This window comes from Geodermatophilus arenarius (assembly GCF_042654585.1).
In the GTDB taxonomy this organism is placed as follows: domain Bacteria; phylum Actinomycetota; class Actinomycetes; order Mycobacteriales; family Geodermatophilaceae; genus Geodermatophilus; species Geodermatophilus arenarius.
In genome coordinates, this window is record NZ_JBHSGR010000006.1 from 111,358 (window position 1) to 134,908 (window position 23,551).

33 protein-coding genes and 1 tRNA gene are annotated in these 23,551 nt (G+C 76.8%); 23 read left to right on the forward strand and 11 right to left on the reverse strand.

Features of this window, described 5'->3' with window-relative positions; all coding sequences use genetic code 11:
- Positions 1-23: 23 nt before the first annotated feature.
- From ACFO3M_RS07510 to ACFO3M_RS07520, 3 genes are all read left to right on the forward strand, one after another.
- The gene (locus ACFO3M_RS07510) at positions 24-2,105 is read left to right on the forward strand and encodes a SpoIIE family protein phosphatase (protein ID WP_387987950.1); all 2,082 of its coding nucleotides are present in this window, start codon (positions 24-26) and stop codon (positions 2,103-2,105) included.
- Between the two features lie 26 nt (positions 2,106-2,131).
- Positions 2,132-2,539, forward strand: a complete 408-nt coding sequence (locus ACFO3M_RS07515) for a DUF1232 domain-containing protein (protein ID WP_387987951.1) — start codon at positions 2,132-2,134, stop codon at positions 2,537-2,539.
- Positions 2,540-2,613: 74 nt separating this feature from the next.
- On the forward strand, positions 2,614-3,513 hold the full coding sequence (locus ACFO3M_RS07520; RefSeq protein WP_387987952.1) for an alpha/beta fold hydrolase: 900 nt from the start codon (positions 2,614-2,616) through the stop codon (positions 3,511-3,513).
- 12 nt (positions 3,514-3,525) lie between these two features.
- On the opposite strand, the gene ACFO3M_RS07525 is transcribed toward ACFO3M_RS07520, so the two are convergent.
- A complete protein-coding gene (locus ACFO3M_RS07525; RefSeq protein ID WP_387987953.1) occupies positions 3,526-3,978 on the reverse strand; it encodes an SRPBCC family protein in 453 nt (150 codons plus the stop codon).
- Between the two features lie 577 nt (positions 3,979-4,555).
- Here ACFO3M_RS07525 and ACFO3M_RS07530 point away from each other — a divergent pair.
- The 6 genes from ACFO3M_RS07530 to ACFO3M_RS07555 all read left to right on the forward strand — a co-directional run bounded on the left by ACFO3M_RS07530 (position 4,556) and on the right by ACFO3M_RS07555 (position 8,588).
- Entirely contained in the window at positions 4,556-5,257 is a 702-nt protein-coding gene (locus ACFO3M_RS07530) for a DUF6544 family protein (RefSeq protein WP_387987954.1), read from the forward strand.
- An 11-nt stretch (positions 5,258-5,268) separates the two neighbouring features.
- Positions 5,269-5,946, forward strand: a complete 678-nt coding sequence (locus tag ACFO3M_RS07535; RefSeq protein ID WP_387987955.1) for an SRPBCC family protein — start codon at positions 5,269-5,271, stop codon at positions 5,944-5,946.
- A gap of 153 nt (positions 5,947-6,099) precedes the next feature.
- Positions 6,100-6,264 (forward strand): hypothetical protein, encoded by a 165-nt coding sequence (locus ACFO3M_RS07540; RefSeq protein ID WP_387987956.1) that lies wholly within the window; start codon positions 6,100-6,102, stop codon positions 6,262-6,264.
- A complete protein-coding gene (locus ACFO3M_RS07545; RefSeq protein ID WP_387987957.1) occupies positions 6,240-6,437 on the forward strand; it encodes a 2-oxo acid dehydrogenase subunit E2 in 198 nt (65 codons plus the stop codon). The genes ACFO3M_RS07540 and ACFO3M_RS07545 overlap by 25 nt, the downstream gene beginning before the upstream one ends.
- Before the next feature lie 80 nt (positions 6,438-6,517).
- Positions 6,518-8,140 carry a hypothetical protein gene (locus ACFO3M_RS07550; RefSeq protein WP_387987958.1) on the forward strand — a complete coding sequence of 541 codons (1,623 nt, stop codon included), beginning with the start codon at positions 6,518-6,520 and terminating at the stop codon, positions 8,138-8,140.
- A complete protein-coding gene (locus ACFO3M_RS07555) occupies positions 8,094-8,588 on the forward strand; it encodes a CPBP family intramembrane glutamic endopeptidase (protein ID WP_387987959.1) in 495 nt (164 codons plus the stop codon). Before ACFO3M_RS07550 ends, ACFO3M_RS07555 begins: the two co-directional genes overlap by 47 nt.
- A gap of 177 nt (positions 8,589-8,765) precedes the next feature.
- Here ACFO3M_RS07555 and ACFO3M_RS07560 read toward each other — a convergent pair whose 3' ends face one another.
- Positions 8,766-8,963 (reverse strand): hypothetical protein, encoded by a 198-nt coding sequence (locus ACFO3M_RS07560; protein WP_387987960.1) that lies wholly within the window; start codon positions 8,961-8,963, stop codon positions 8,766-8,768.
- On the reverse strand, positions 8,960-9,352 hold the full coding sequence (locus tag ACFO3M_RS07565; RefSeq protein ID WP_387987961.1) for a hypothetical protein: 393 nt from the start codon (positions 9,350-9,352) through the stop codon (positions 8,960-8,962). Before ACFO3M_RS07565 ends, ACFO3M_RS07560 begins: the two co-directional genes overlap by 4 nt.
- 111 nt (positions 9,353-9,463) lie before the next feature.
- Between ACFO3M_RS07565 and ACFO3M_RS07570 the strand changes: the two genes are divergently transcribed.
- The 3 genes from ACFO3M_RS07570 to mscL all read left to right on the forward strand — a co-directional run bounded on the left by ACFO3M_RS07570 (position 9,464) and on the right by mscL (position 10,948).
- On the forward strand, positions 9,464-9,802 hold the full coding sequence (locus ACFO3M_RS07570; RefSeq protein WP_387987962.1) for an FmdB family zinc ribbon protein: 339 nt from the start codon (positions 9,464-9,466) through the stop codon (positions 9,800-9,802).
- Positions 9,803-9,886: 84 nt separating this feature from the next.
- Positions 9,887-10,504: a Flp pilus assembly protein CpaB gene (gene cpaB / locus ACFO3M_RS07575; protein ID WP_387987963.1), complete on the forward strand. Its 618-nt coding sequence runs from the start codon at positions 9,887-9,889 to the stop codon at positions 10,502-10,504.
- Between the two features lie 12 nt (positions 10,505-10,516).
- Positions 10,517-10,948: a large conductance mechanosensitive channel protein MscL gene (gene mscL / locus ACFO3M_RS07580; protein WP_387987964.1), complete on the forward strand. Its 432-nt coding sequence runs from the start codon at positions 10,517-10,519 to the stop codon at positions 10,946-10,948.
- On the opposite strand, the gene ACFO3M_RS07585 is transcribed toward mscL, so the two are convergent.
- Positions 10,945-11,643, reverse strand: coding sequence for a YbaK/EbsC family protein (locus tag ACFO3M_RS07585; RefSeq protein WP_387987965.1), 699 nt, complete (start codon positions 11,641-11,643; stop codon positions 10,945-10,947). The two genes, mscL and ACFO3M_RS07585, sit on opposite strands and share 4 nt — an antisense overlap.
- 89 nt (positions 11,644-11,732) lie before the next feature.
- Here ACFO3M_RS07585 and ACFO3M_RS07590 point away from each other — a divergent pair, with 89 nt between their 5' ends.
- Genes ACFO3M_RS07590 through ACFO3M_RS07600 form a run of 3 tightly spaced genes read left to right on the forward strand, consistent with a single transcriptional unit; the run spans position 11,733 to position 13,326 of the window.
- Positions 11,733-12,095, forward strand: coding sequence for a VOC family protein (locus tag ACFO3M_RS07590; protein ID WP_387987966.1), 363 nt, complete (start codon positions 11,733-11,735; stop codon positions 12,093-12,095).
- On the forward strand, positions 12,092-12,511 hold the full coding sequence (locus ACFO3M_RS07595) for a PaaI family thioesterase (protein ID WP_387987967.1): 420 nt from the start codon (positions 12,092-12,094) through the stop codon (positions 12,509-12,511). Before ACFO3M_RS07590 ends, ACFO3M_RS07595 begins: the two co-directional genes overlap by 4 nt.
- A complete protein-coding gene (locus ACFO3M_RS07600; RefSeq protein ID WP_387987968.1) occupies positions 12,508-13,326 on the forward strand; it encodes a phosphotransferase in 819 nt (272 codons plus the stop codon). The genes ACFO3M_RS07595 and ACFO3M_RS07600 overlap by 4 nt, the downstream gene beginning before the upstream one ends.
- Here the strand turns inward: ACFO3M_RS07600 and ACFO3M_RS07605 are convergent.
- The 5 genes from ACFO3M_RS07605 to ACFO3M_RS07625 are packed head-to-tail and all read right to left on the reverse strand — an operon-like array spanning position 13,296 to position 16,287.
- Complete coding sequence (locus ACFO3M_RS07605) at positions 13,296-14,258, reverse strand: MSMEG_6728 family protein (protein WP_387987969.1); 963 nt, start codon at positions 14,256-14,258, stop codon at positions 13,296-13,298. The genes ACFO3M_RS07600 and ACFO3M_RS07605 overlap by 31 nt on opposite strands.
- Positions 14,259-14,289: 31 nt before the next feature.
- Positions 14,290-14,589 (reverse strand): biopolymer transporter Tol, encoded by a 300-nt coding sequence (locus tag ACFO3M_RS07610; RefSeq protein WP_387987970.1) that lies wholly within the window; start codon positions 14,587-14,589, stop codon positions 14,290-14,292.
- Positions 14,586-15,440 (reverse strand): NAD-dependent protein deacetylase, encoded by an 855-nt coding sequence (locus ACFO3M_RS07615; RefSeq protein ID WP_387987971.1) that lies wholly within the window; start codon positions 15,438-15,440, stop codon positions 14,586-14,588. The genes ACFO3M_RS07610 and ACFO3M_RS07615 overlap by 4 nt, the downstream gene beginning before the upstream one ends.
- 41 nt (positions 15,441-15,481) lie before the next feature.
- Positions 15,482-15,919 carry an SRPBCC family protein gene (locus ACFO3M_RS07620; RefSeq protein WP_387987972.1) on the reverse strand — a complete coding sequence of 146 codons (438 nt, stop codon included), beginning with the start codon at positions 15,917-15,919 and terminating at the stop codon, positions 15,482-15,484.
- A 44-nt stretch (positions 15,920-15,963) separates the two neighbouring features.
- Positions 15,964-16,287: a hypothetical protein gene (locus ACFO3M_RS07625; protein WP_387987973.1), complete on the reverse strand. Its 324-nt coding sequence runs from the start codon at positions 16,285-16,287 to the stop codon at positions 15,964-15,966.
- 95 nt (positions 16,288-16,382) lie between these two features.
- Between ACFO3M_RS07625 and ACFO3M_RS07630 the strand changes: the two genes are divergently transcribed.
- The 6 genes from ACFO3M_RS07630 to ACFO3M_RS07655 all read left to right on the forward strand — a co-directional run bounded on the left by ACFO3M_RS07630 (position 16,383) and on the right by ACFO3M_RS07655 (position 20,214).
- Positions 16,383-16,455: transfer RNA gene (locus ACFO3M_RS07630), tRNA-Arg, on the forward strand.
- 59 nt (positions 16,456-16,514) lie between these two features.
- Complete coding sequence (locus ACFO3M_RS07635) at positions 16,515-17,039, forward strand: hypothetical protein (RefSeq protein ID WP_387987974.1); 525 nt, start codon at positions 16,515-16,517, stop codon at positions 17,037-17,039.
- A 75-nt stretch (positions 17,040-17,114) separates the two neighbouring features.
- The gene (locus ACFO3M_RS07640) at positions 17,115-17,411 is read left to right on the forward strand and encodes a hypothetical protein (RefSeq protein WP_387987975.1); all 297 of its coding nucleotides are present in this window, start codon (positions 17,115-17,117) and stop codon (positions 17,409-17,411) included.
- A gap of 258 nt (positions 17,412-17,669) precedes the next feature.
- Positions 17,670-17,990, forward strand: coding sequence for a GNAT family N-acetyltransferase (locus ACFO3M_RS07645; RefSeq protein WP_387987976.1), 321 nt, complete (start codon positions 17,670-17,672; stop codon positions 17,988-17,990).
- 48 nt (positions 17,991-18,038) lie between these two features.
- The gene (locus ACFO3M_RS07650) at positions 18,039-19,412 is read left to right on the forward strand and encodes a cryptochrome/photolyase family protein (RefSeq protein ID WP_387987977.1); all 1,374 of its coding nucleotides are present in this window, start codon (positions 18,039-18,041) and stop codon (positions 19,410-19,412) included.
- Positions 19,405-20,214, forward strand: coding sequence for an Fpg/Nei family DNA glycosylase (locus ACFO3M_RS07655; RefSeq protein WP_387987978.1), 810 nt, complete (start codon positions 19,405-19,407; stop codon positions 20,212-20,214). The genes ACFO3M_RS07650 and ACFO3M_RS07655 overlap by 8 nt, the downstream gene beginning before the upstream one ends.
- Positions 20,215-20,275: 61 nt before the next feature.
- On the opposite strand, the gene ACFO3M_RS07660 is transcribed toward ACFO3M_RS07655, so the two are convergent.
- Complete coding sequence (locus ACFO3M_RS07660) at positions 20,276-20,584, reverse strand: putative quinol monooxygenase (RefSeq protein ID WP_387987979.1); 309 nt, start codon at positions 20,582-20,584, stop codon at positions 20,276-20,278.
- 74 nt (positions 20,585-20,658) lie between these two features.
- Between ACFO3M_RS07660 and ACFO3M_RS07665 the strand changes: the two genes are divergently transcribed.
- Entirely contained in the window at positions 20,659-22,065 is a 1,407-nt protein-coding gene (locus ACFO3M_RS07665; protein ID WP_387987980.1) for an FAD-dependent oxidoreductase, read from the forward strand.
- 29 nt (positions 22,066-22,094) lie between these two features.
- On the forward strand, positions 22,095-22,436 hold the full coding sequence (locus tag ACFO3M_RS07670) for a VOC family protein (RefSeq protein WP_387987981.1): 342 nt from the start codon (positions 22,095-22,097) through the stop codon (positions 22,434-22,436).
- On the opposite strand, the gene ACFO3M_RS07675 is transcribed toward ACFO3M_RS07670, so the two are convergent.
- Entirely contained in the window at positions 22,433-23,497 is a 1,065-nt protein-coding gene (locus ACFO3M_RS07675) for an inositol monophosphatase family protein (protein WP_387987982.1), read from the reverse strand. The genes ACFO3M_RS07670 and ACFO3M_RS07675 overlap by 4 nt on opposite strands.
- Positions 23,498-23,551: the final 54 nt, after the last annotated feature.

Consider the following 23,551-nt stretch of genomic DNA (forward strand, 5'->3'; position numbering starts at 1 on the left):
CCCTCCACTGGTCGGAGGCCGGGATGACGCGCCTGCCCGTGCCCTGGCGGCTCGTCCTCGCCGTCGCTGCGGGGTACACCGCCGGGTCGCTCACCTCGTTCCTGCTGTTCGAGGCGTCGAGCACCGGCGCCGTCCTGTTCCTGCCGGCCGGGGTCACCCTCTCCGCGCTGGTGCTCAGCGACCGGCGCCGGTGGCCCTGGGTCCTGGCCACGGCCGCGCTGGTCGAGGTGGTGATCGACCGGGCCATGGGCATCGGCCCGGTCGCCGCGTGGGGGTTCGCCCTGGCCAACACCGCCGAGCCCCTCGTCGGCGCCCTCCTGCTGCGCCGGTTCGCGCCGGTCCCGGACCTGGGCCGCCGCCGCGACCTGACGGCGTTCCTGCTCTGCGGCGTGCTGGCCGGCCCGCTGGTCGGCGGGCTGGTCGGCTCGCTGACGATCCACCTGTCGCAGGGGCCCGCGGTGCTCGACGGCCTCGTCCCGTTCTGGGCCGGCGACGGGCTCGGCGCGCTGACCGTGGGCGGGGCCGTGCTGACCTGGCGGCTGGGCCGGGGCCGGCCGGCCCCGGCCCGGCGGGCGGCGCTGCTGCTCCTGACCGCCGCGGTGACGGCGGCCGTCTTCTGGCCGGTCGGCGTGCCGGTGGCCTGGCTGACCATCCCCTGGCTCACCTGGCTGGCGGTCCGGTACGGGGTCGCCGTCGTCACCGAGGCCGGTCTGGTGGTCGCGGTCACCGCCAACGTCATGACCGTGGTCGGGCGCGGGCCGTGGGCCCCGTTCCACGACACCCCGCAGGTGGAGGCCGCCGTCCTGCAGGCGTTCATCGCCGTCGCGGTCCTCGGCGCCTGGCTGCTGGCCGTGGAGATCGGCGAGCGGGACCGGGCACGGTCGGTGTCCCGCCGCGAGGCCGCCGCCCGCCGCCGGGTGGAGGCGCTGCAGCGGGTGACCGCCGGGCTCGCGACCGCCGCGACGACCGACGCGATCGCCGCGGTGCTGGTCCGCTCCGGTCTCGCGCTGCTCGCCGACTCGGGCACCGTCGGGGTGGTCGACCGGGAGGGCGGACGGCTGCGCGTGTGGACCACGGACGGGGACGGGGAGGCCGGGCTGCCGCTCGCCGACCCGTCCCCGCTGGCCACCGCCGCCCGCCGCGGCGCCGCCGTCCGGACCCGCTCCCCCGCCGGGCTGGCGGTGCCGGCGCGGGTCGCCGGCACGACGTTCGGAGCCCTCGGCTTCCGCTTCGCCGACGACGAGGTCGACGACGACGTCGAGGCGATGGCGCGCACGCTGGCCGAGCTCATGGGCCCCGCCCTGCACCGGGCCCGGCTGTACGAGGAGGAGCGGGACGCCGCCCACCAGCTCCAGCGGGCCTTCCTGCCCGCCGTGCCCGACGAGCTGCCCGGCGCGGTGCTCGCCGGCCGCTACCGCCCCGCCGACCAGCAGCACGACATCGGCGGCGACTGGTACGACGCCTTCCCGCTGCCCTTCGGCCGGGTCGGGTTCGCCGTCGGCGACGTCGTCGGCCACGACCTGCGGGCCGCGGCGGCGATGGGCCGGCTGCACTCGGCGCTGAGCGTCCTGGCCGCCGCGCCGCACGACGGGCCCGCCGCGGTCCTCGAGGCGCTGGACCGGGCGTCGGCGGCCGTCCCCGGCGCGGCGCTCACCACGATCGGCTACGGCGAGTACGACCCGGTCACCTGCCGGCTGCGCTACGCCTGCGCGGGCCACCCGCCCCCGCTGCTGGTGACCGGCCGCCAGGCCCGGTACCTCACCGGCGGGCGGTCGCGGCCGCTGTCGGCCGCCGCCGGGCCGCGCGCGGAGGACGAGGTCGAGGTCCCGCCCGGCTCGACGCTGCTCTGGTACTCCGACGGCCTCGTCGAGCGGCGCGACGCCGACCTCGACGCCGGCCTCGCCCGCCTGGCGTCGGTCGCCGCCGGGCTCGACGGCGTCCACCCCCGGGGCTGGTGCGACGCGGTGATGGCCGAGCTCACCGGCGGCCAGCGGCTGCACGACGACGTCGTGCTGCTCTGTCTGCGGCTGCAGCCGGCCGTGCCCGTGCCGGCACCGGGGACGCCCCGCCCGTCCGCGGTGGTGGAGCCGCAGCCGGCGACGTAGCGTCGCGCCGGCGCGAGGAGGACGCGGTGCCCGGGTGGGCGTGGACGCTGGTCGGGATCGGCGGGGGCCTGCTCCTGTGCTGGCTGGCGCTGGTCGCGGCGCTCTGGGTGGCCCGGCCCGACGAGCTGCGGGCGCGGGAGCTGGTGCGGCTGCTGCCCGACGTGCTGCGGCTGGTCCGCCGGCTGGCCGCCGACCGGTCCCTCCCCCGCGGGGTCCGCGTGCGGCTGTGGCTGCTGCTGGGCTACCTGGCGCTGCCGGTCGACCTCGTGCCCGACGTCGTCCCGGTGATCGGGTACGCCGACGACGCGGTCGCCGTGGCCCTCGTGCTGCGCTCCGTGGTCCGCCGCGCCGGCGCCGACGCGGTGCGCCGGCACTGGCCGGGCACCGACGCCGGCCTGGCCGCGGTGCGCCGGGTGGCGCGGCTGCGCGGCTGAGCCGCGGTCGCGCCGGTTGCCCTCCGGACCGGCCGGCGAGGACGCTGGGCTGCCCGCGGGACCGAGGAGCGGGCATGGTCGGGATCCAGGCACCGGGCAGCGGGTTCGGGACGCTGCGGCACGTGACGGTCGACGGGGCGTCGCTGGCATACCGGGAGGTGGGCACCGGCGAGCCGGTGGTCCTCGTCCACGGCGGCCTCGGTGACCTGCGCACCTGGGCCGCCCAGCTCGGGCCGCTCGGCGCGCGGTGCCGGGTCGTCGCCTACAGCCGCCGCTTCGCCCGCCCCAACGCGCCGCTGCCCGCCGGCGCGCCGGACCCGATGCCGGTGCACGTCACGGACCTCGTCGCGCTGCTGCGGGCGCTGGACGCCTCGCCGGCGCACCTGGTCGGCAACTCGTGGGGCGCGTACGTCTGCCTGCTCACCGCGCTGCAGCACCCGGACGTCGTCCGCAGCCTGGTCCTCGAGGAGCCGCCGCTGCTGCCGCTGGTGCTCGGCCCGGGAGCCCGCCCGCGGCCGGCCGACCTGGCGCGCGCCCTGCGCCGCCGGCCCCGCGCGACGCTCGCGGTGCTCGGGTTCGGGCTGCGCACCTCCGCACCCGTGGCCTGGGCGTACCGGCGCGGCGACCCGGAGCGGGCGCTGGAGCTGTTCGCCCGCGGCGTGCTCGGCCGGCGGGCCCTGGCCGCCATGACACCCGAGCGCCGGCAGCAGATGCGGGAGAGCGCGGACACGCTGCAGGCCGAGTTCCGCGCGGGGTTCCCGCCGGTGACCGAGGCGGAGCTGCGCACCGTGCGCGCCCCGGCCCTGCTGCTCACCGGCGAGCGGAGCCCGGCGGTGAACCGGGCACTCGGCGACTGGCTCGCCGACCTGCTGCCCTCCGCCGAGCAGGTGGTCGTGCCGGGCGCCTCCCACCTGGTGCACGAGGACGCCCCCGCGGTCGTGAACGACGCCGTCCTGCGCTTCGTCGGCCGCTGAGCGCCGAGCGCGTCAGGACCGCTCCGCCGCGGCGGCGAGGTCGGCCAGGTCCGCCTCCAGCGCCCGGGTCACCGCGCGCCGGCCCAGGGGGCCGGTGACCGCCCCGAGGACCCGCGTCACCGTGGACGTCGGCCGGGCCCCGAACGTCATCACCAGGTCGCTGCCGCCGTCGCCGGCCGGCGTCACGGCGACCGTCGACAGGTACCGGACGCCCGGCCGCACCGCCTCGGTGGTGTACGACCGCTGCGGCTCCACGGCGGTGACCGTCATCTCCTCGGTGGCCGAGCGCCCCAGCACCGTGCGGGTCTCCCGCCACCGCGTCCCGACGCCGAACTCCCCCGGTGTCAGGACCTCCACCGCGTGGATGCCCCGGACCACCTGCGGCGAGCCCGCGAGGTCGGTGACCACCGCCCACACCCGCTCCGCCGGCGCCGCCACGTGCCGGCGGACCTCCACGTCCCGCATGCCGCCTCGCCCCCTCGCGTTGCTGCCGCCACCCCGGCGGCACCGGCACCCTGCCACCGGGGGACGACGGATCGGCCCGCCGCGCACCCACGCGGACGTGACGCTCGCCGACATCCGTTGTCGGCGAGCGTCACCTTTGCGTACGCGATGAGGACGACCGCAATCGGTGTGTGCCTCCGGTGTGCGGTCGCGAGTGCGGGATCGCGGTTGCACGAGTGCTCGCTCTGCGTCGGGGAGTGTCAGATGGCGGCCAGTTCGGCGATGGGCGTCTGACCCGGCGGCCGCGAACGCGGATGGCCGTCACACTGCTGCGCCCCTGCCCACGGGAGGCCGGGGACGCAGCCGGCCGCCGCTGCTGGAGGCGGAGGTTCAGCCCGGCACAGGACCGTCAGGCCTTGCTGCTGCCCGGGTCCTCCGAGACAGTCTGATCGGACCAGGCACCGACTCCTGGCAGGTCAGACGGGGGAGCATGTCGACATTCACGCCTGAACGGGCCACCGCCGTCCGGCCACCGCCGGCGTTTCGCCGAAGCCTGGCCGCCGCGAGGCTGCCTGGCCGGCCGGCGACCGCCGCCCCGGTGACCGAGGACGACTTGGCCGGGCTGCTACCGGTGGTCGCGCGGTACCTGCGGGCGATGGGCGTGGTCGGCCGGCCGCGCAGCTGGTCGCTACGGGCCCACTTCATCGGCCGCTTCCGTCGCGGACCGGATCAGCCGTGGCTGCCGCTGAACGCCTGGCAGTACAACTCCGGCGTTGAGGTGGCCCGGCTGTTCCGGATGCGACTGCTGGTCGCCCGCGTGCTACCGATGTGGGGCTGGGACACCTACCGGGCGGGCGCGGGGCGGATGATGGGCAAGGCGCTGGGCCTGGTGACCGTCGCTGACGGGTCCGGACCGGAGTTCGACATCGGCGAGCTGACCACCTGGCTCAACGACGCGGTGCTCCTCGCCCCGGGCATGCTGCTGCACCCGCGCACCGCCTGGGAGGCCGCCGGCGACCACAGCTTCCGGGTCGCGGTGACCGACGCCGGCCACACGGTCAGCGCGGAGGTGTTCCTCGACGAGGCGGGCCGGCCGCGGGACTTCCGCAGCGAGGACCGTTGGGCCGACCTGCCCGGCGGCCCGGTACGGGCGCCGTGGAGCACTCCCGTGGCCGGCTGGACCGTTGTCGACGGCCGGCCGCAGATGACCGGCGGAGCGGCGGTGTGGCACCTGCCCGACGGGGAGTACCGCTACGCCGAGATGGCCCTGCAGAACCTCGACCTCGACGTGTCGCCGTAGAGGTGACCCGCATGCTGCGTCCGCTTCTCCTCGCCGCCGGCGCGGCGGCGGTCGGCCTGCAGGTCGTGCACGCCCGCCGCCACTGGGGCGCGACCGCCGACGAGGTGGCCGCGGTGCTGCCCGGCGACGAGCTCGTGCCCCCTCCGGCCGAGAACACGACGCTGGCGGTGACCGTCGCCGCCCCTCCCGTGCAGGTGTGGGCCTGGTTGGTGCAGATGGGCCAGAACCGCGGCGGCATGTACAGCTACGACTGGCTGGAGAACCTCATCGGGCTGCACATCCACAGCGCCGAGGAGATCCGCGGGGAGTGGCAGCACCTGGCCGCCGGCGACCGCGTCGTGGTCGTTCCCGAGGGCTACGGCCCGATGCCGGCCGGGTACGCCTTCACCGTCGCGCGGGTCGACCCGCCGCGGGCGCTGGTGTTGCGTCAGGCGCCGCCGGAGCACCCATGGAACGGCGTGTGGTCGTTCCACATCGTTCCGGTCGGCGACGGGCGGTGCCGGCTGCTGGCCCGCTCCCGCACCGAGGTCGCCCCGCAGCCAGGGCTGCGCATCGCCACCCGGATCGGTGAGCCGGTGACGTTGGTCATGACCCGGCGGATGCTGCACGGCATCCGGCAGCGGGCCGAACGGCGGACCGCCACCGCCGGCTGGCGGGTGCGGAGCAGGCCGGAGCAGGCCGGCACGTGACCCGGCTGCAACTGTCGGGCAGGTCGACGTGATGCCCGGTCCGGTGACCGGCCCCGGCCGCTCCCGTGGCGTGGAGGTGCTGCCGTTCCCGTCCAGCCGGCGGGCGGTCACCGCCGCGGTTCGGGCCGGGCGGCGGAGGGGTCGTTCCCGGCGATGTACGCGGTGATGCGCCGCTCGGTGCAGGCCCACCAGCTCACCGGCACCGTGCAGGTGACCGAGGTAGGCATCTTCGCCGGCGCCGGCGCCGGCGCCGGCGCCGGGGCCTTCGCCCTCGCGCCCCCATGCTCGCGTCGGTGCTGGTCGTCGTCGGCGGCCTGAGCAGGCGCCCCCGGGTCGTCGGCGAGCAGATCGCCGTACGCGACGTCCTCGACCTCACGGTGACCGTCGACCACAACTTCGTCGACGGCGCCCCCGCCACCCGGTTCGGCGCCGACCTCCGCCGCCGCCTGGAGAGCCCGGCCACGGAGGTCGGGCTTGAGGCCGGCCCCTGATCAACTCGTGGGGGGGCGCCGCCCCGGCCAGCGTGTGACGCTGACCCGCGGACCGCGCCGGACGACGCCGGAGGTACACCGTGGAAGCACTCCACCCTCCCGGCGCCACCGACGGGCACCCGTCCCAGGAAGCGGCGGCGTTCGCGCCGCCCCACGAGCGGGACGCCGCCCCACCGACCGCAGGAGGCCAGCGCTTGCAGCCACCCACCCTGACCTTCGCCTGTGAGCTGGACGTCACCCGGCTCACGGCCCTGTTCGACGAGCCCGCGGTGCTCGCCGATCTGCAGGCTCTGCGGGCCCGCGTCGTGCTCATGCTGTCCGACTACCACCCCAAGCGGGCCGAGGTCGTGACGCAGTTGAACGACGCCGGGATCCCGGTCGTCGGCGTGCCGCTGCTCCCGGCCGATCAGGGCTACTACTTCACGCCGGACAACGTGCCGCAGGCCCGGGCCAGCTACGCCCGGTTCACCGCCTGGACGAAGGAGCACGGCCTGGCCTGGGATGCCGTCGGCCTCGACATCGAACCCGACGCCTCCTTCTACCAGCAGCTGATGCGCAATCCCTGGGGGGTGATCCCGCTGCTGGCCCCGCGGCTGACCGACCGCTCCCGGCCGGCCCGGGCGGGGGCCGACTACGCCGCCCTGGTCGAGCGCATCCACGCCGACGGCTGGCCGGTGGAGAACTACCAGTTCCCGCCGATCGCCGACGAGCGCCGGGCCGGCTCCACCCTGCTGCAACGCCTCCTCGGCCTGGTCGACGTGCGCACCGACCGCGAGGTGTACATGCAGTACACCTCGTTCATGCGCGGGATCGGGCCTGGGCTGCTGTGGAGCTACGGACCCGAGGCGGCCGCCATCGCAGTCGGCACCACCGGCGGTGGCCCGGACATCCCCGGGCATCCGCAGATGCCCACCCAGAGTTGGGACGAGTTCGCCCGCGATCTGCGTCTGGCCCGGCGCTTCACCGACCAGATCTACGTGCACAGCCTCGAGGGCTGCGTCTGGCAGGGCTTCCTCGCGCGGCTGCGGACCTTCGACTGGACGCCGGCGGACGCACCGCCCGCCTCGGCGCGCCAGGCCGACCTGCTGCGCCGTGCCCTGCGCGCCGCCCTCTGGGCCAGCGCCCACCCGTGGCCGGCGCCGCCGGCGGCGCGGCGCTGCTCCGCCGTCGTGGTGCTTCGCGGGGCGCAGCCGGCGGGTGACGCCGGACCTGTGCGGAGTTCGGTTCGTGCTGCAGCGGGGTCCGGTCGGGTGAGGATGACCGGCGATGAGCGGGTGGATGCGGCGGCGGCCGGTGACCGCGTACGTGGTGTCGGCGGTGGGGTTGTCCTGGGCGGTGTGGCTGCCGCTGCTCGCCCAGACACAGGGCTGGATCGGCGGCGGTCCGTGGCCGGTGCTGCACCTGCTGGGGAGCCTGGGCCCGGCCGTCGCGGCGGTCGTGGTCACCGCCGCGGTCACCGGCCGCACGGGGCTAGCCGCTCTGGGGCGGCGCCTGGTCGCGTGGCGCGGCCGGGGCCGGGCGTGGGCCTTCGCGGTCGGCGTGCCGCCGGCGCTGCTGCTGGTCTGCGGCAGCGCCGCGGCGTGGGCGACCAGTCAGTCCCCGACGGACTTGAACTGGGCGGCGTTCGGGCGGTCGGAGGAGTTCGCCGCGCTGCCGGTGGGCGTGTTCTGGGTCGCGAACCTGGTGTTCTTCGGCTTCGGTGAGGAGATCGGCTGGCGCGGGTTCCTGCAGCCACAGCTGGAGCGTCGCTACCCGCTGGTGACCGCGGCCAACGTCGTGGCGATCGTGTGGGCGGGCTGGCATCTGCCACTGTTCGGCATCACGCCCAGCTACCGGGCGATGCCCGCGGTCGGGTTCGTCGGGTTCGCCGCGAGCATCTGGGTGGCGTCGTGGATCTTCGCGTGGCTGTCCGGGATTGGCCGCGGCAGCCTGCTCGTCGTCGCGGTGTTCCACTCCTGGTTCGACATCGCGACCACGTCCCCGCTGGGTCCCGACGTGCTGCCGACCGCGATGGGAGCGGGGGTGACGCTGATCGGGCTGCTCCTGTTGCGTCGCCTGCTCCGTGCCCAGGAGGCGGATACGCCGCGCCCCGCGGCACCAGGGACACCGGATGGGCCGACGTCCGACACTGCCGGCCGGTCCGCCGTGTGACCGTGCCGCGCCGCCCCCTACGGAAGCGGCTACGGGCGGAGTGCCGTGCCGGACGCCGTAGGAGGTCATCTCGTCGACGGCCATGAGGAGGCTCCCTGAGCTCGTCCGACGGTCCGGAACACGTCACGGGCGGTGTGGCGCGTCGGTGGGCACGGACGGGATGACGCCGCCTGTGGCTCAGTACCGGAGCAGCGCCGAAGGCGCGGTCGGGGAGCCGTCAAAGGTGAGCAGCTGATCACTGGGTCGCTGCCCGACGATGCAGGCGTGCAGCCGCTGCCGCAGCAGCGCGGCGCCCAGCCGGTGTGGGACCGCCACGGTGTGCCCACCGGGGACGGCGAGCTCTGAGGCGTCGGCGGCGAGGTCGCGGACCTTCACGCGGGCCTGGGGCCGCTCGTCGGTGAGGCCGAGCTGGTGAAGTGCCCGGATGCCGGCTGCACGGTGGCCCGGGTGTACGCGTCCTCCAGCGCCCAGGCGGTGGCGGGGGTGGCGTCGCGGGCGCCTCGACGATGGCGTGGCGGGGCGCGGTCGGGCTCGAGACGTCGGGTGGTCAGGCGGGCCCGCAGGGTCGACCGCGGGCGGGGGGCAGCCGGCTGCGCACGCCAGTGGTCGGTCGCGGTGGTCAGCGGCAGCCACGGGTCGCAGTGGGCGCGCAGGAGTCCGGTGAGGTCGTCGGCCGGGTCCTCGCCAAGCACCGACCAGAGCCGGTGGTCCGCGCCCGCCGCAATCCCGTGCTCGCGCGCCGCAATCGTGACGCTCGCCGACATCCGTGGACGGCGGGTCGCGGCGTGGCGCATCATTGGCAGTCGAGGGTCCCGAGTGCCAGCCTCCGCCGGCGTCGGCCCGTCCCACCCCCGCTCGACCAGGAGTGCCACGCCGTGCCCACGTACCAGTACGTCTGCACCAACCCCGAGGGCAAGCACCAGTTCGAGGTGGTGCAGTCCTTCACCGACGCGGCCGTGGCCGAGTGCCCGACCTGCAGCGCCCCCGTGCGCAAGGTCTACGGCTCCGTCGGCGTGGTCTTCAAGGGCTCGGGCTTCTACCGCACCGACAGCCGGTCCGGCTCGTCCGCCGGCGACTCGTCGAAGAGCACCAGCCCGTCGTCCTCGGACTCGTCGTCCTCCTCGACGTCGTCGTCCGGCAGCGGCTCGTCGTCGTCCTCGTCCTCGTCCTCGTCCTCGTCCTCGGGCGGCGGGAGCAAGGCCGCCGCGAGCTGAGCCGGGCCGTCCACAGCCGGACGGCCGCTCCACAGCTCCCCCGTCCCGGCCCCGCCGGGGCCGCCGGGCGGCGAGCCTGGGCCGGTGGTCCGCCTCCGCCGTCCCCGCTCCCCCGCCCTCCTGCTGCGCCGGTGCCTGGCGGCGGCGCTCGCCGTCGGCGCGCTGCTGCTCGCCCTGCGCCCGCCGCCCGCCCCGGTCGCGGCCCCGCCCGCCGGCACGCCGGTGGTCACCGCCGTCGGCGCCCTGCCGGCCGGGACGGTCCTGGGCGCCGACCTGCTCGCCGCCGCGGCGCTGCCGGCCGGCACGGTCCCGGCGGGCGTCGTGGCCGACCCGGCCGCGCTGGCCGACCGGCTGGCCGCCGCGCCGCTGCGCGCCGGCGCGCCGGTCACCGACGTCCGGCTGCTCGGCCCGGGCCTGACGGCGCTGCTGCCGGCGGGCCAGGTGGCCGCGCCCGTCCGGCTCGCCGACCTGGCCGTCGCGGGGCTGGCCGCCGCCGGGGACCGCGTCGACGTGCTGGCCACCGCCCCGGGCGCGGTGCGGGCCGAGGCGGTGGCCCGCGGCGCGCTGGTCCTGGCCGCACCCCGGTCCGGCGGGGACGACGGCGGGCTGCTCGTGCTCGCCGTCGACGAGGCCACGGCCGCCACTCTCGCCGCTGCGGCCACCACCGCCACGCTGACGTTGAGCCTGCCGCGGTCGCCGTGAGGGGATGGCCGCGTGCTCAAGGGCTTCAAGGACTTCCTGCTGCGCGGCAACGTCGTCGAACTGGCCGTCGCGGTGGTCATCGGCACCGCGTTCACCGCGGTCGTCACCGCGTTCACCGACGCGTTCCTCACCCCGCTGATCGCGCTGGTCACCGGTGGCGGCGGCGTCGGCGGCGAGTTCACCGTCGACGGCGAGACGTTCACCTACGGCGCGTTCGTCAGCCAGGTGGTCACGTTCGTGCTGACCGCGGCGGTCGTCTACTTCGTCGTCGTGGTGCCGATGAAGCGCATCACCGAGCGGCGGCGGCGCGGCGTCGAGGCCGGGCCCGCGGAGCCGACCGAGGTGGAGCTGCTCGCCCAGATCCGCGACCTGCTCCGGAACGGCCCCGTCCCGGACACCGCCCCGAGCGAGCGGGGGGTGGGGAGGACGACGTCCTTCGACTAGTCGGAGCCCCAGTGCGGCGGCCGGTCCTCCAGGTACCGGCGGTCCGGGTCGCGGTCGTCGGGGCGCTCGCCCCAGCCGAGGTCGCGGTCGTCGGGCGCCCGCTCGGCCGGGGCCGCCGGCGCCGGCGGGGGCGCCTCGGCCACCGGCACCCCGAGCCCGTCGAGGACCTCCGCCGAGGGCAGCCCGGCCAGCACCGGCCCCGGGACGGCGAGCTTCGCGCCACGGGTCCCCGAGCCGACGACGACGAGCCCCGCGGCGGCCACCGCGGCGTCGACCAGCACCGGCCACGACGCGGGCAGCCCGATCGGGGTGATCCCGCCGTAGGCCATCCCGCTCTCGGCGACGGCGACGTCCTGCGGCGCGAACGACGCCTTGCGCGCGCCCAGGTGCCGCCGGACCAGGCCGTTGACGTCGGCGCGGGTGGTCGCGAGGACGACGCAGGCCACCAGCGTCGTCTGCCCCGCCCGGCGCGCGGCCACGACGACGCAGTTGGCCGAGGCCTCCGGCGGCACCCCGTACGCCTCGGTGAAGGCGGCGGTGTCGGCGAGCGCGTCGTCGACGGGGGCGACCCACGCGGGCCCGGGCAGGCCGGGAAGCGCGGCCGCGACCGGGCCGGCGAGCAGGTCGGGGCGCGAGGCGGCGGGCACCCAGGTCAGCGAGCCGAGGGCGGGGGGCTGGTCGGTCGGGTCGGGCACGTCCCGATCCTGCCCCCTGGCCGGATCCCTGCGACGGACGGCCTGATCACGGGCGGTGGGGACGGCGCCGACCGGCCAGGATGGGGCCCATGATCGGTCAGTTGCACTCCGTCGTGATCGACGCACCCGACGCGCACGCGCTCGCCACCTTCTACGCCGAGCTGCTGGGGCTGGAGGTGAGCAAGGGCGGCCCGGGCGACGACTGGGTCGTGGTCAGCGGCCGCGGGCACCGGCTGGCGTTCCAGCAGGCGCCGGACCTGGTCCCGCCGGACTGGCCGGACCCGCAGCGCCCGCAGCAGTTCCACCTCGACGTCTACGTGACCGACGTCGACGAGGCGGAGCCGAAGGTGCTCGCCCTGGGCGCGCGGGAGCTGCCCGGCGGCGGGGGCGACTTCCGCGTCTACGCCGACCCGGTGGGTCACCCGTTCTGCCTGGTGTGGGACGCCGCGTGAGCGCCGAGGTGCCCGACGTCGACCGCAGCGCCGCCAGCGCGTTCGTCGCGGCCACCGGGTTCGACGTCGCCGAGGTCAGCGGCACCCGGGTCACCGGCACCGTCGAGCTGGGGCCGGACCACCACACCCCGTGGGGCGTCGTGCACGGCGGCGTCTACTGCGCGGTGATCGAGTCGGCGGCGTCGATCGGCGCCAGCACCGCCGTCGCCGACCGCGGCCAGTTCGCCGTCGGGGTGAACAACAGCACCGACTTCCTGCGGCCGGTCACCGCCGGCCGGCTCGACGTCGTCGCCGAGCCCGTGCAGCAGGGCCGCACCCTGCAGCTGTGGCTGGTGCAGCTCACCCGCGCCGAGGACGGCAAGCTCGTCGCCCGCGGCCAGGTGCGCCTGCAGAACGTGCCGTTCCCGGGGGCGTGAGCGACCGGGCCGGGCGCGCGGCGGCCGCCGCCACCGCGGTGGCCGCCGCGCACGGCCTCCGGTCGGCCTGGACGCGGGTGCTGCACGACGGCGTCAACGTCGTCGTGCACCTGGCCCCGGTGCCGGTCGTGGCGCGGGTGGCGACGCTGACGCCGCTGCTGCGCCCCGACCCGGCCCGCCCGTCCGGCCGGGAGGTCGCGCTGGCCGGCGCCCTGGCCGCGGCCGGCGCCGCCGTCGTCCCGCCGAGCGACCTGCTGCCGCCCGGGCCGCACGTGCACGACGGGCTGACCCTCACCTTCTGGACCCGCGTGGAGGTGCTGCCGCGGACGCCGACCCCGGCCGAGGTGGCCACCGCGCTCGCCGGCCTGCACGAGGTGCTCGCCGGCCTGCCGGTGACCGGGCGCCCGCTGGACACCCCGCTCGACGACCTCGCGGTCTTCAGCGAGCGGGCGGGCGCGTGGGGCGTCGAGCCCGCCGTCCGCGCGCGGACGGCGGAGCAGGTGGAGGTCCTCCGTCCCCGGCTGAGCGGGCGCGTGCAGGTGCTGCACGGCGACGCGCACCCCGGCAACCTGCTGGCCACCCCCGACGGCTGGCGGTGGGCCGACCTCGAGGACACCTGCGCCGGGCCGCCGGAGTGGGACCTCGCCTGCCTGCAGCTCACCTCCCGGCTGGACGGGCGGGCCGCACTCGACGCGGCCGGCGGCCCGTCCGACGCCGAGCTCGCGCCGTGGCTGGAGCTGCGCCGGCTGCACGCGCGGGCGTGGACGAGCGTCGTCCGCGCGGGTCACACGAGCGGCAGCGCGGACTCCCGGTAGGTGGTGCCGGCCAGCGACGGCGGCAGCACGTCGGGGTCGAGCACCACGGAGAACAGCGCGCGCGGGTCCTGCAGCGTCGCGGGCGGGCGGGCAGCCGCGCGCGGGACCACGTGGTCCCAGCGGGCCGGGCGGCGGTGCGGCAGCAGCTCGCGCCCCTCGAACAGGTAGTCGCCGAGCACCTCGCCGACCAGCAGGCCGGCGCCGTGCTCGATCGGCAGCGCCACCGGGTCGCCGGGGCGGATCTCGTCGAGGAAGGTCGACAGCTGGCGCAGGTCCTTGCTCGGCCGGCGCCCGGAGATCTCCTTGGCCAGTGCGCGCAGCTCGGCCGGCGACAGGCCCGTGGCGTCGACGTCGATCCCCGACTGGGTGCCCAGCCCCACGACGCCCGCGGCCAGGCACGCGCCCAGCTCGTTGTGCGCCCGCGGCCGCACGACCCACACCCGGGTGCCCTCGGGCTCGGCCGCCGGCGGGACGTCGTCGGGACCGGGCCAGACGTAGGGCAGGTCGTCGGGCTCGTCGCCGAACAGCGGGGCGAACCGCGGCCGGTAGAAGTCCGGCTCCTTGGCGAGCAGGTTCGACCGGTGGGACAGGTGCAGCGCCTCGTCGCCGACCCAGGAGGGCAGCATCCCGGCGCGGGCGAGCTCGTCCTGCGTGGCGCCCTCGACGTCGGGGGCGAACTCGGCGATCAGCGTGTGCGTGCTGTCGGCGAACCCGCGCTCGCGCCAGACCCGCACCATCGCCAGGCCGTAGACGACCAGCGCCGCCGTCCGCCCGCGCCACATGTGCACGACCGGGTGCGAGGACCAGCCGTAGTCGGGCAGCTCCAGGGCGCGCAGCACCTGCAGCGTCTCGACCCGCTGCTTGCCCAGGCGCGGTGAGTCCAGCAGCCGCGCGCTCTCCTCGAAGTCGGCCACCGGCAGGAAGGTCTGCATCGCGGCGGTTCCTGCCCGGTCGGGCGCGCGGTCAACCGCCGAGCGCCTCCAGCGCCGCCTCCCAGCGGGCGCGGCGGGCGTCGCCGTCCTGCTCCCACCAGGCGGGACCGCGCTCCCCCAGCCCGGTCTTGGCCAGCTGCACCCGGTCCCGGGCGGCCCGGACGGCGGCCGGGTCCGGGGCCGTGCGCACCGCCGCGCGCGCCGCACCCAGGTGGGACAGCAGCCGGGCGCGGACGTCGTCGGGCAGGGACGGGTCCGCCTTCCGCCACCGCCGCCCGTCGACGACGACCCAGCGGCCGTCGTCGGTGTGCTCGACCTCGCGGCGGGTCACGCGCCGCAGCGGCGGGCGAGCTCCGGCAGCACCTCGCCGAGCGGCGCGTCCACCTTCACGTCGACCTTGGCGTCGCCGCGCGTGGGGCCGAGGTTGACCACCGCCACCGGGATGCCGAGCTCGGCGGCGCGCAGCACGAACCGGTAGCCGCTCATGACGGTCAGCGAGGAGCCGAGGACGAGCAGGCCGGCGGACTCCTCGAGCATCCGGAAGCAGGTGCCCACGCGGTCGCGCGGCACGGTCTCGCCGAAGAACACGACGTCGGGCTTGAGCGGCCCGTCGCCGCACGCGGTGCACCCGACCATCACGAAACCGTCGAGCACCTCGTCGGGCAGCTCGGCGTCGCCGTCGGGGTTGACCTCGTCCGCGCGCGGGCCGAAGGCCGGGTTGGCGGCCCGCAGCCGGCGGTGCAGCTCGTCCCGCCGGGCGACGTCCCCGCAGGCCAGGCACACCGTCCGGTCCAACCCGCCGTGCAGCTCGACGACGTCCCGGGCGCCGGCGGCCTGGTGCAGCCCGTCGACGTTCTGCGTGACGACGCCGGCGAGCAGGCCGGCGCGCTGCAGCCGGGCGACGGCGGAGTGCCCGGCGTTGGGGCGGGCGGCGGCCATCTGCGGCCAGCCGACGTAGCTGCGCGCCCAGTAGCGGTGCCGCCCGCGCGGGTCGCGGCGGAAGGTCTGCCACGTCATCGGCGTGTGCCGGCGCAGGGAGCCGGTGGCGCCGCGGTAGTCGGGGATGCCGGAGTCGGTGGACAGGCCGGCGCCGGAGAGGACGAGGACGTCTCCGTCGGCGACCAGGCCGGCCAGCTCGTCGAGGCCGTCCGCGGTCTGGACGGCGGGGAGGGCGGCGGTCACCGGCCCATCGTCCTCCGTGGCCGCACGCCGCGCCGCCGTCGTCAGGTGAGCCGGCCCTCCAGTCGGCCGAGCAGGTCGTCGTACACCCGGCGCAGGCCCCTGGGGGCGAAGGTCCGCTCGAAGAAGCCGCCGATGCCGCCCGCGCCGGTCCAGGTGGTGCGCACCCGCACGGTGCTGCTGCCGGAGTCCGCCGGGGTGACCGTCCACGTGGTGACCATCGAGGAGCGGGTGTCGCGCTCGACGAGGGTGCCGTCGGGCTCGGTGACCTCGACGTCCTGCTCGCGCACCCGCTTCGACGTCGCGGCGAACCGCCAGTGCACCCGCGTGCCGGAGCCCTGGCCGCCTGCCTCGACGCGGTAGTCGCTGAACTGCTCGGGCAGCACCTCGCGCCGGGTGCCGGTGTAGTCGGCGAGGGCCGCCCGGACCCGCTCGGCGGGGGCGTTGACGACGCGTTCGGCGGTGGCCACGACCTGTCCCATGCCCGCCATCCTGCCCGCGTTCGCACCGGCCGCGCCGCGGGGGCTCAGCCGGCGGAGTCCTCGGCGTCCAGGTAGGAGCAGCGGAACCGGGCGCCGGCCATCGCCTCGGTGAAGCGGGCCTCCCAGGCGGGGTCGTCGGCCGGGAAGGCGGCGAACACGCGGTCCTCGAGCACGACCGGCACCCCGTCGGGGCCCGGGTACGAGCGGCGCAGCAGCACCCGCGTCCGCCCGTCGACCTCGTCGTGCGCCGGTGCCCACCGGGCCCGCGGCGGGGCGGCCCGCCGTCCCGCCGTCCAGACGCCGAGGCCGGAGAGCAGCAGGGCGACGAGCACCAGCAGCAGCACCATCTCGACCACTGCGAGCAACACGCACAGACGGTAGACACCGGGGACGCTCCGCGGGCCCCTCCCGGGCGTCCCGGTAGCCTCGGTTCCGCACACCCCGGTCGGCGCTGCGCCGACGAGCCCCCGTAGCTCAGGGGATAGAGCATCGGTTTCCTAAACCGTGTGTCGCAGGTTCGAATCCTGCCGGGGGCACCCGTCCCGGGACGTCCGGCGTACCGGTCGCGGCCGGACGCCCTCTACCGTTCCGGACCATGGTGGACGACGCGGAGTCGGTGGGACCTGCAGCGCCGTCGGACGCGCTCCTCGTGCCGCTGTCCTGGGACGGGCCGCGGGGCCGCTGCGAGCAGCGGGAGGGCGTCCTCCAGGAGACGGCCCTGCTGTACGCGCGGCTGACCGCCGGGGACCCGGCCGGCCAGTGGGTGGTCTACCGCTACCTGGAGGCCTGGCGGGAGCACCTCCGGCTCTCCCTGCTCGGGGTCCTCGAGGACCTCCCGGCCCTCACGGGAGAGCCGCTGACCCTCGACGGGGACGACGTCTTCGCGCACTGGAGCGTGGTGCAGGAGGTGCTGGTCGGGCTGTGGCCCGACGCGGCCGAGGACACGGCGGTGACGTCCCGCGCACTGATCCGGCTGCAGACCGCGTTCGGCTCCGACCGCGTCGACGTCGCCGCGGTCCACCGCGAGATGCTCACGGCGGCGGCCTTCTTCGACGGACTGGAGGCCCGGGCGCAGGCCCACCTGGAGTTCCTGCAGGACCGGCTCGACCACCTGAGCTGACCCGCCGCGGCGTCCGCACCCGCAGGTCCGCCGGTCGGGGTGGGCCCGACGGTGCGCCGCGGGTACAGGGGACGCATGGCACTCCGCAACGCCGCGGTCGCGGCCGCCGGCCAGTGGACCGACCCCGACGACGGCATCCGCTACCCCAGCGGCGAGGTGCACGCCTGGGAGCGCGGGCGCAACGAGACGGTCTGCGGCCTGTCGCTGTCCCGCTCGCGGCTGGCCCGCTTCCCGCACGTGAGCTGGTCCGACGTGCAGCCCGAGTCCGGCCGGCACGCCGAGGAGGTGCAGGCCGTCTGCCGCCGCTGCCGCGCCGCGCTCGGCGCCCGCCGGGACGACCGCGGGTGGACGCGCACGAACCCCCGCCCATGACGCCCGGTTCACGGTGCACCCGTGTCACCACGCCTCCGCGCCGGACGACCCGTGGGGCCCGAGCCTGCTCCGCCCCGCTCCCCCTCGCGCCGGTCGCAGGCACCGTCCTGGCGCCGGGGGCCGGCACCGGTCGAGGAACTCCTCCGGCGGACACTGGTTCGAGAAGGAAACCTTCTCGGCTGCGAGGCGTTACCGTCTCAGGTGCACGTCGTGTCCCCGGCAACGGCGCCGGGGCATAGCGGAGGTGGGAACGCAACGATGGAGACCACGGTGGTCGACGTCCCCGAGCGGGGACGGTTCGAGGTGCGGGTCGGCGAGCGCGTCGTCGGACTGGCCAGCTACCACGTCGAGAACGGCACGATGGCACTGCCGCACACCGAGGTGGACCCCAGCATGGGGGGTCGCGGACTCGGCAAGGTCCTGGTGGCCGGTGTCCTCGACGCAGCCCGCGAGCGCGGACTGCACGTCCTGCCCTACTGCTCCTTCGTGCGCCACTACATCCAGCAGCATCCCGAGACGCTGGACCTCGTCGCCGACGAGGACAAGCCCCACTTCGGTCTGGCCACCGCCGACCGCTGACCCGGCGCTGACCTGCGGCCCCGCGCCGGGCGACCTAACCTGGCGCGGGTGCCGACCGCCCTGCTCTGGTTCCGTCGCGACCTGCGGCTGCGCGACCACCCGGCGCTGGTCGCCGCGGTCGGGGCGGCCGGCCGGGACGGCACCGTGGTGCCCGTCTTCGTCGTGGACCCGCGGCTGTGGGAGCCGTCGGGCCGGCCGCGGCGGGAGTTCCTGCGCGGCTGCCTGGCCGACCTGCGCGAGCAGACCGGCGGGGCGCTGGTCGTCCGCTCCGGGGACCCGGCGCGCGTGGTGCCCGACCTCGTGCGCGAGACGGGCGCGGCGAGCGTGCACGTGTCCTCCGACGCCGGGGTGTACGGGCGGGCGCGGGACGCGGCGGTCGAGCGGGCGCTGGGTGAGGTCCCGTTCGTCCGCACCGGCTCGCCCTACGGCGTCACGCCCGGCCGGCTGACCAAGGACGACGGCACGCCGTACCGGGTCTACTCGCCCTTCGCCCGGGCCTGGCGGGCGCGCGGGCTGCACTCCCCCGCCCCGTACCCGGACGACGTCGCGTGGGCCGACGGCGTCCGCTCCGAGGACCTGCCCCCGGCGCAGGACCTCGGCGGCACCGTGCTGCCCCCGGCCGGCGAGCGCGCCGGGCTGGACGCGTGGGCGCTGTTCCGCGACCAGCGGCTGCTCGGCTACGCCACCGGCCGCAACACCCCGGGCTCCGACGGCACCAGCCGGCTGTCGGCGCACCTGAAGTACGGCACCGTGCACCCGCGGACGCTGCTCGCCGAGGCGCAGGCGCTCGCCGACGACCACGCCGAGGCGGTGGAGAAGTTCACCGGCGAGCTCATCTGGCGGGACTTCTACGCCGACGTGCTCTGGCACCGCCCCGAGACCGCGCGGGAGCCGTTCGACCCGCGGATGGCGCGCATGCGGTACGACACCGGCCCGGAGGCCGACGAGCACTTCGCCGCCTGGGCCGAGGGCCGCACCGGCTACCCGATCGTCGACGCCGGGATGCGTCAGCTGCACGGCGAGGCCTACGTGCACAACCGGGTGCGGATGGTCGTGGCGTCCTTCCTCTGCAAGGACCTGCACGTCGACTGGCGGCGCGGCGCCCGCTACTTCCTCGACCACCTCGTCGACGGCGACCTCGCCAGCAACCACCACGGCTGGCAGTGGGTGGCCGGCACCGGCACCGACCCCTCGCCGTACCACCGCGTGTTCAACCCGACCCGGCAGGGCGAGCAGTTCGACCCCGACGGCGTCTACGTGCGGCGCTGGGTGCCCGAGCTGCGCGACGTCCCCGACCGGTACGTGCACGAGCCGTGGACCCTGCCCGGCGGACCGCCCGAGGGCTATCCCCTGCCGATCGTCGACCACGCGGAGGAGCGCCAGGTGGCGCTGGCCCGCTACCAGGCGGTGCGCGATGCCTGAGGGCCACACCCTGTACCGGCTGGCGAAGGAGCAGTCGGAGCTGTTCGCGGGCCGGCCGGTGCACGTCACCAGCCCGCAGGGCCGCTTCGCCGCCGGCGCCGCGCTGCTCGACGGCCGGGTGCTCGAGGAGGTCACCAGCTACGGCAAGCACCTGTTCGCCGACTTCGGCGGCGACGTGCTGCACGTCCACCTGGGCCTCTACGGCACCTACACGACCGGCGTCGGCGACCCGCCTCCCCCGCGCGGCGCGCTGCGGATGCGCTGGGTGGCCGACGGGCCGAAGGGCGAGGGCGTGTGGACCGACCTGCGCGGGGCGACGGCGTGCGACGTCCTCACCCGGCCCGAGGTCGACGCGATCCTCGACCGGCTCGGCCCCGACCCGCTGCGCACCCGCCGGGGCGGCCCGCTGTCGTACGCGAGGGTCGGCCGCAGCCGGACGGCGGTCGGCGCGCTGCTGATGGACCAGGCGGTGCTGGCCGGCGTCGGCAACGTCTACCGCGCCGAGATCCTCTTCCGGCACCGGATCTCGCCGTTCCGCCCGGGCCGCGACGTCGGCGAGCAGGAGTGGCAGGCGCTGTGGGACGACCTGGTGGTGATCATGCGCGCCGGTGTCCGGATGGGCCGGATCGTGACGACGCAGCCGGCCGACCGCTCGCGCCGCTCGGGTGCGGTGCGCCGGGAGGACGCGCACTACGTCTACCGGCGCACCGGCCTGCCCTGCCGGATCTGCGGCACCGAGGTGCGCACCGAGGAGATGGCCGGCCGCAACCTCTACTGGTGCCCCGTCTGCCAGGCGGTCTGACGGCCCCTCTGCAGGGGCCCACCGCGAGCGTGCGAGCGGTGGGGGCGGAGGGGTCCTTCGTCTAGAGGGCGCCCTTGGCGGGGTCGCCGGTGGGGTGGGCGGTGAGCACCTGGACGGCGGGGCGCTCGGTGAGCTTGCCCTCGAGCCTCGCCGACAGCGCGGTCAGCGGCTCGGCCTTGCCGTGGGTGGCCAGCGCCTCGGGGCTCTCCCACTGCTCGACCATGACGAACACCCCGCGGCCCTCGTGCAGCGCGTACCGCTCGCAGCCGGGCTCCTCGTGCACCTGCGGCACCGTCTCGAGCACGGCCTGACGGACCTCGTCCACGTGCTCGGGCTTCGGGCTGATGGTGGCGACGACGACGACGGACACGGGCGGTCCCCTCTGCGGTGGGCGGTTGTCGGCCGGGGCGGTGATCTGGCGCACGACGCCCCGGCCGGGCCAGGATGCCAGTCGTGGCCGACGACGGATCCCCCGCCCCGGACGGCGAGCGGCCGCTGCGGGTTGCCGTCGTCGGCGCGGGCCCGGCGGGCATCTACGCCGCCGAGACGCTGACCCGCCGCGCACCGGTCCCGGTGACCGTCGACCTGCTCGACCGGCTGCCCACCCCGTTCGGCCTGGTCCGGCACGGCATCGCCCCCGACCACCCGAAGATGCGGGCGATCCGCGACACGCTGCACCGGGCGCTGGACCACCCCGGCGTGCGGTTCGTCGGCAACGTCGAGGTGGGCACCGACGTCTCGCTCGAGGACCTGCGCGCGCACGTCGACGCCGTCGTCTACACCTACGGGGCGGCGCTGGACCGGGCGCTGGCGATCGAGGGCGAGGACCTGACCGGCAGCCTCGCCGCCACCGACCTGGTCGCCTGGTACTGCGGCCACCCCGACGCCGACCGCGCGACGGTCGAGGCGGCGCTGCAGGGCGTGCGGCGGGCGGTCGTCGTCGGCGTCGGCAACGTGGCCCTCGACGTGGCCCGCGTGCTCTCCCGCGCCCCGCGGGAGCTCGAGTCCACCGACATGCCCCAGCACGTGCTCGACACCCTCGCCGCGACGCCGGTCGAGGAGGTCACCGTGCTCGGCCGCCGCGGCCCGGCCCAGGCGTCCTTCACCACGATGGAGCTGCGCGAGCTCGACGGCCTGGAGCGGGCGACCGTGCTCGTCGACCCCGCCGACCTCGACCTCGACCCGGCCGCCGAGGAGCGCCTGGCCGGCGACCGCAACGCCAGCCGCAACCTCGCCGTCCTGCGGGAGTGGGCCGGCCACCGGCCCGAGCCCGGCCGCGGCCGGCTGTGGCTGCGCTTCTACCGCCGGCCGGTGCGCATCCTCGGCACCGGCCGGGTCACCGGGATCGAGGTGGAGCGCACCGCCGTCGACGGCGACGGGCGGGCCGTGGGCACCGGCGAGACCGAGGTGCTGCCCACCGACCTCGTCGTCCGCTCGGTCGGCTACCGCGGGCAGGGCCTGCCCGGCCTGCCGGTCGACCCGCGCACCGGCACCGTGCCCAACGAGGAGGGCCGGGTGCTGCGCGACGGCGCCCGATCCCCCGGCGAGTACGTGGCGGGGTGGATCAAGCGCGGGCCCACCGGCGTCGTCGGCACCAACAAGCACGACGCCCGGGAGACGGTGGCGTCGCTGCTGGCCGACGCCGAGGCCGGGGTGATCGGCGCGCACGGCGACCGCGACGACCTGGTGCGCACGCTGCGCGCCCGCGGCGCCGAGCCGGTGCTGCTGGAGGACTGGCGGGCCATCGACGCCGCCGAGGTCGCCCTCGGCGCCACCCGCGGCCGCGCCCGGACCACGCTGCACGAGCGCGAGTCCCTGCTGGCCGCCGTGCGGGCCGCCGCGGACCGATGAGTTCCGGCTCACCGTCCGGTCGATCCCGCATGCACCCCAGCAACGTCCTCGCCGTCCTGCCCGTCGACGACTTCCCCGCCGCCGAGTCCTGGTACCGCCGGCTCTTCGACCGCGAGCCCGACCGCCGGCCAATGAGCTCGTGCGCGGAGTGGCAGCTCACCGACGGCGGCGCCGTGCAGGTCATCGCGCTGCCCGACGCGCCGCGCGGCGTCACCGTGGTCCTCGGTGCGGACGACGCCGACGCCCGAGCCGCCGAGCTGACCGCCCGGGGCATCGAGCCCCGGCTGTTCACCACCCCCGACGGGCAGTTCCGCCTGGCATCGTGCGGCGACCCGGCCGGCAACACCGTGGTGCTGGGGCAGACCCTCTAGCCGAGGACCGCGGCGGCCAGCTCCCGGGCGCCCTGCCCGGAGGCCGCCGCCACGAACCGGATCAGCGTCTCGGTGTCCGGCCGCAGGGAGAGGGGGTCGCCGTCCGGGGTCAGCGCGACCCCGCCGGCGGCCGCGAGCACGGCCAGCCCGCCGGCGACGTCGTGCACGTGCGTGCCGCTGCGGTCCAGGTCGTGCCAGGCGCCGGCCGACCCGTCGGCGACCAGGCACAGGTCGACGGCGGTGCAGCCGGTCACCCGCACGCGGTGCGCCGTCCCGGGCACCCGCACGGTCCGGCCCGACGGCGCGACGACGGTGCTGCCCTCCCGCACCCGCGCCGGCACGCCGTCCCGCTGCGCGCCGGTGTCGACGGTCCCGGCCCAGCGGCGCCCCGACGACAGGTCGACGACGAGCCCGGCGACAGCCCGCCCGCGGTGCACCAGCGCCGCCGAGAACGCCCACGGCGGCAGGCCGGCGCGGAAGTTGCCGGTGCCGTCGAGCGGGTCGAGCACGATCCACGCGTCGTCGTCGGACACGGCCGGGTCCGGCCGCTCCTCCGACAGCACGGGCACGCCGAGCGGGGCCAGCGTCCCGGCCGCGGCGGCGTGCGCGGCCTCGTCGGCGGCCATCGACCAGCTGCCGTCGTCCTTGCGGCGGTCGAGGCCGGTGTCGCGGGCCAGCGCCACGGCCACCTCGACCCGCGTCGCGGCCAGCGCGGCCAGGTGCGCGAACCGCGCGGTCAGCGGCGCGTCGTCCGGCGGGGCCGCCACCTCGACCACCCGGCCGGTGCCCGCGTCGCGGACCTGCGAGCAGCCCCAGGCCGCGGCGACGGCGAGCAGCGCCGAGCGGCCGGTGACGTGCGTGGAGCGGTGCACGACGACGGCCTCGGTCGTGCCCTCGTCGGTCCAGCGGCGGCGCAGGTGCGCGGCGGCGTCGTCGCCGACCAGCAGCCGCGCGCCGGGGTCGAGCAGCTCGGGCGCCAGGGCCGCCGGGCCGACGCCCAGCAGCCGGGCCGCGGCGCGCAGGTCCTCCCCCGACGCCGCCACGCGCATCGTGTCCGCCACGGTCCCCCCGCCGTCAGTGCTCCCCCGGCACGGTAGGCCACCGGCGCGCGCGGG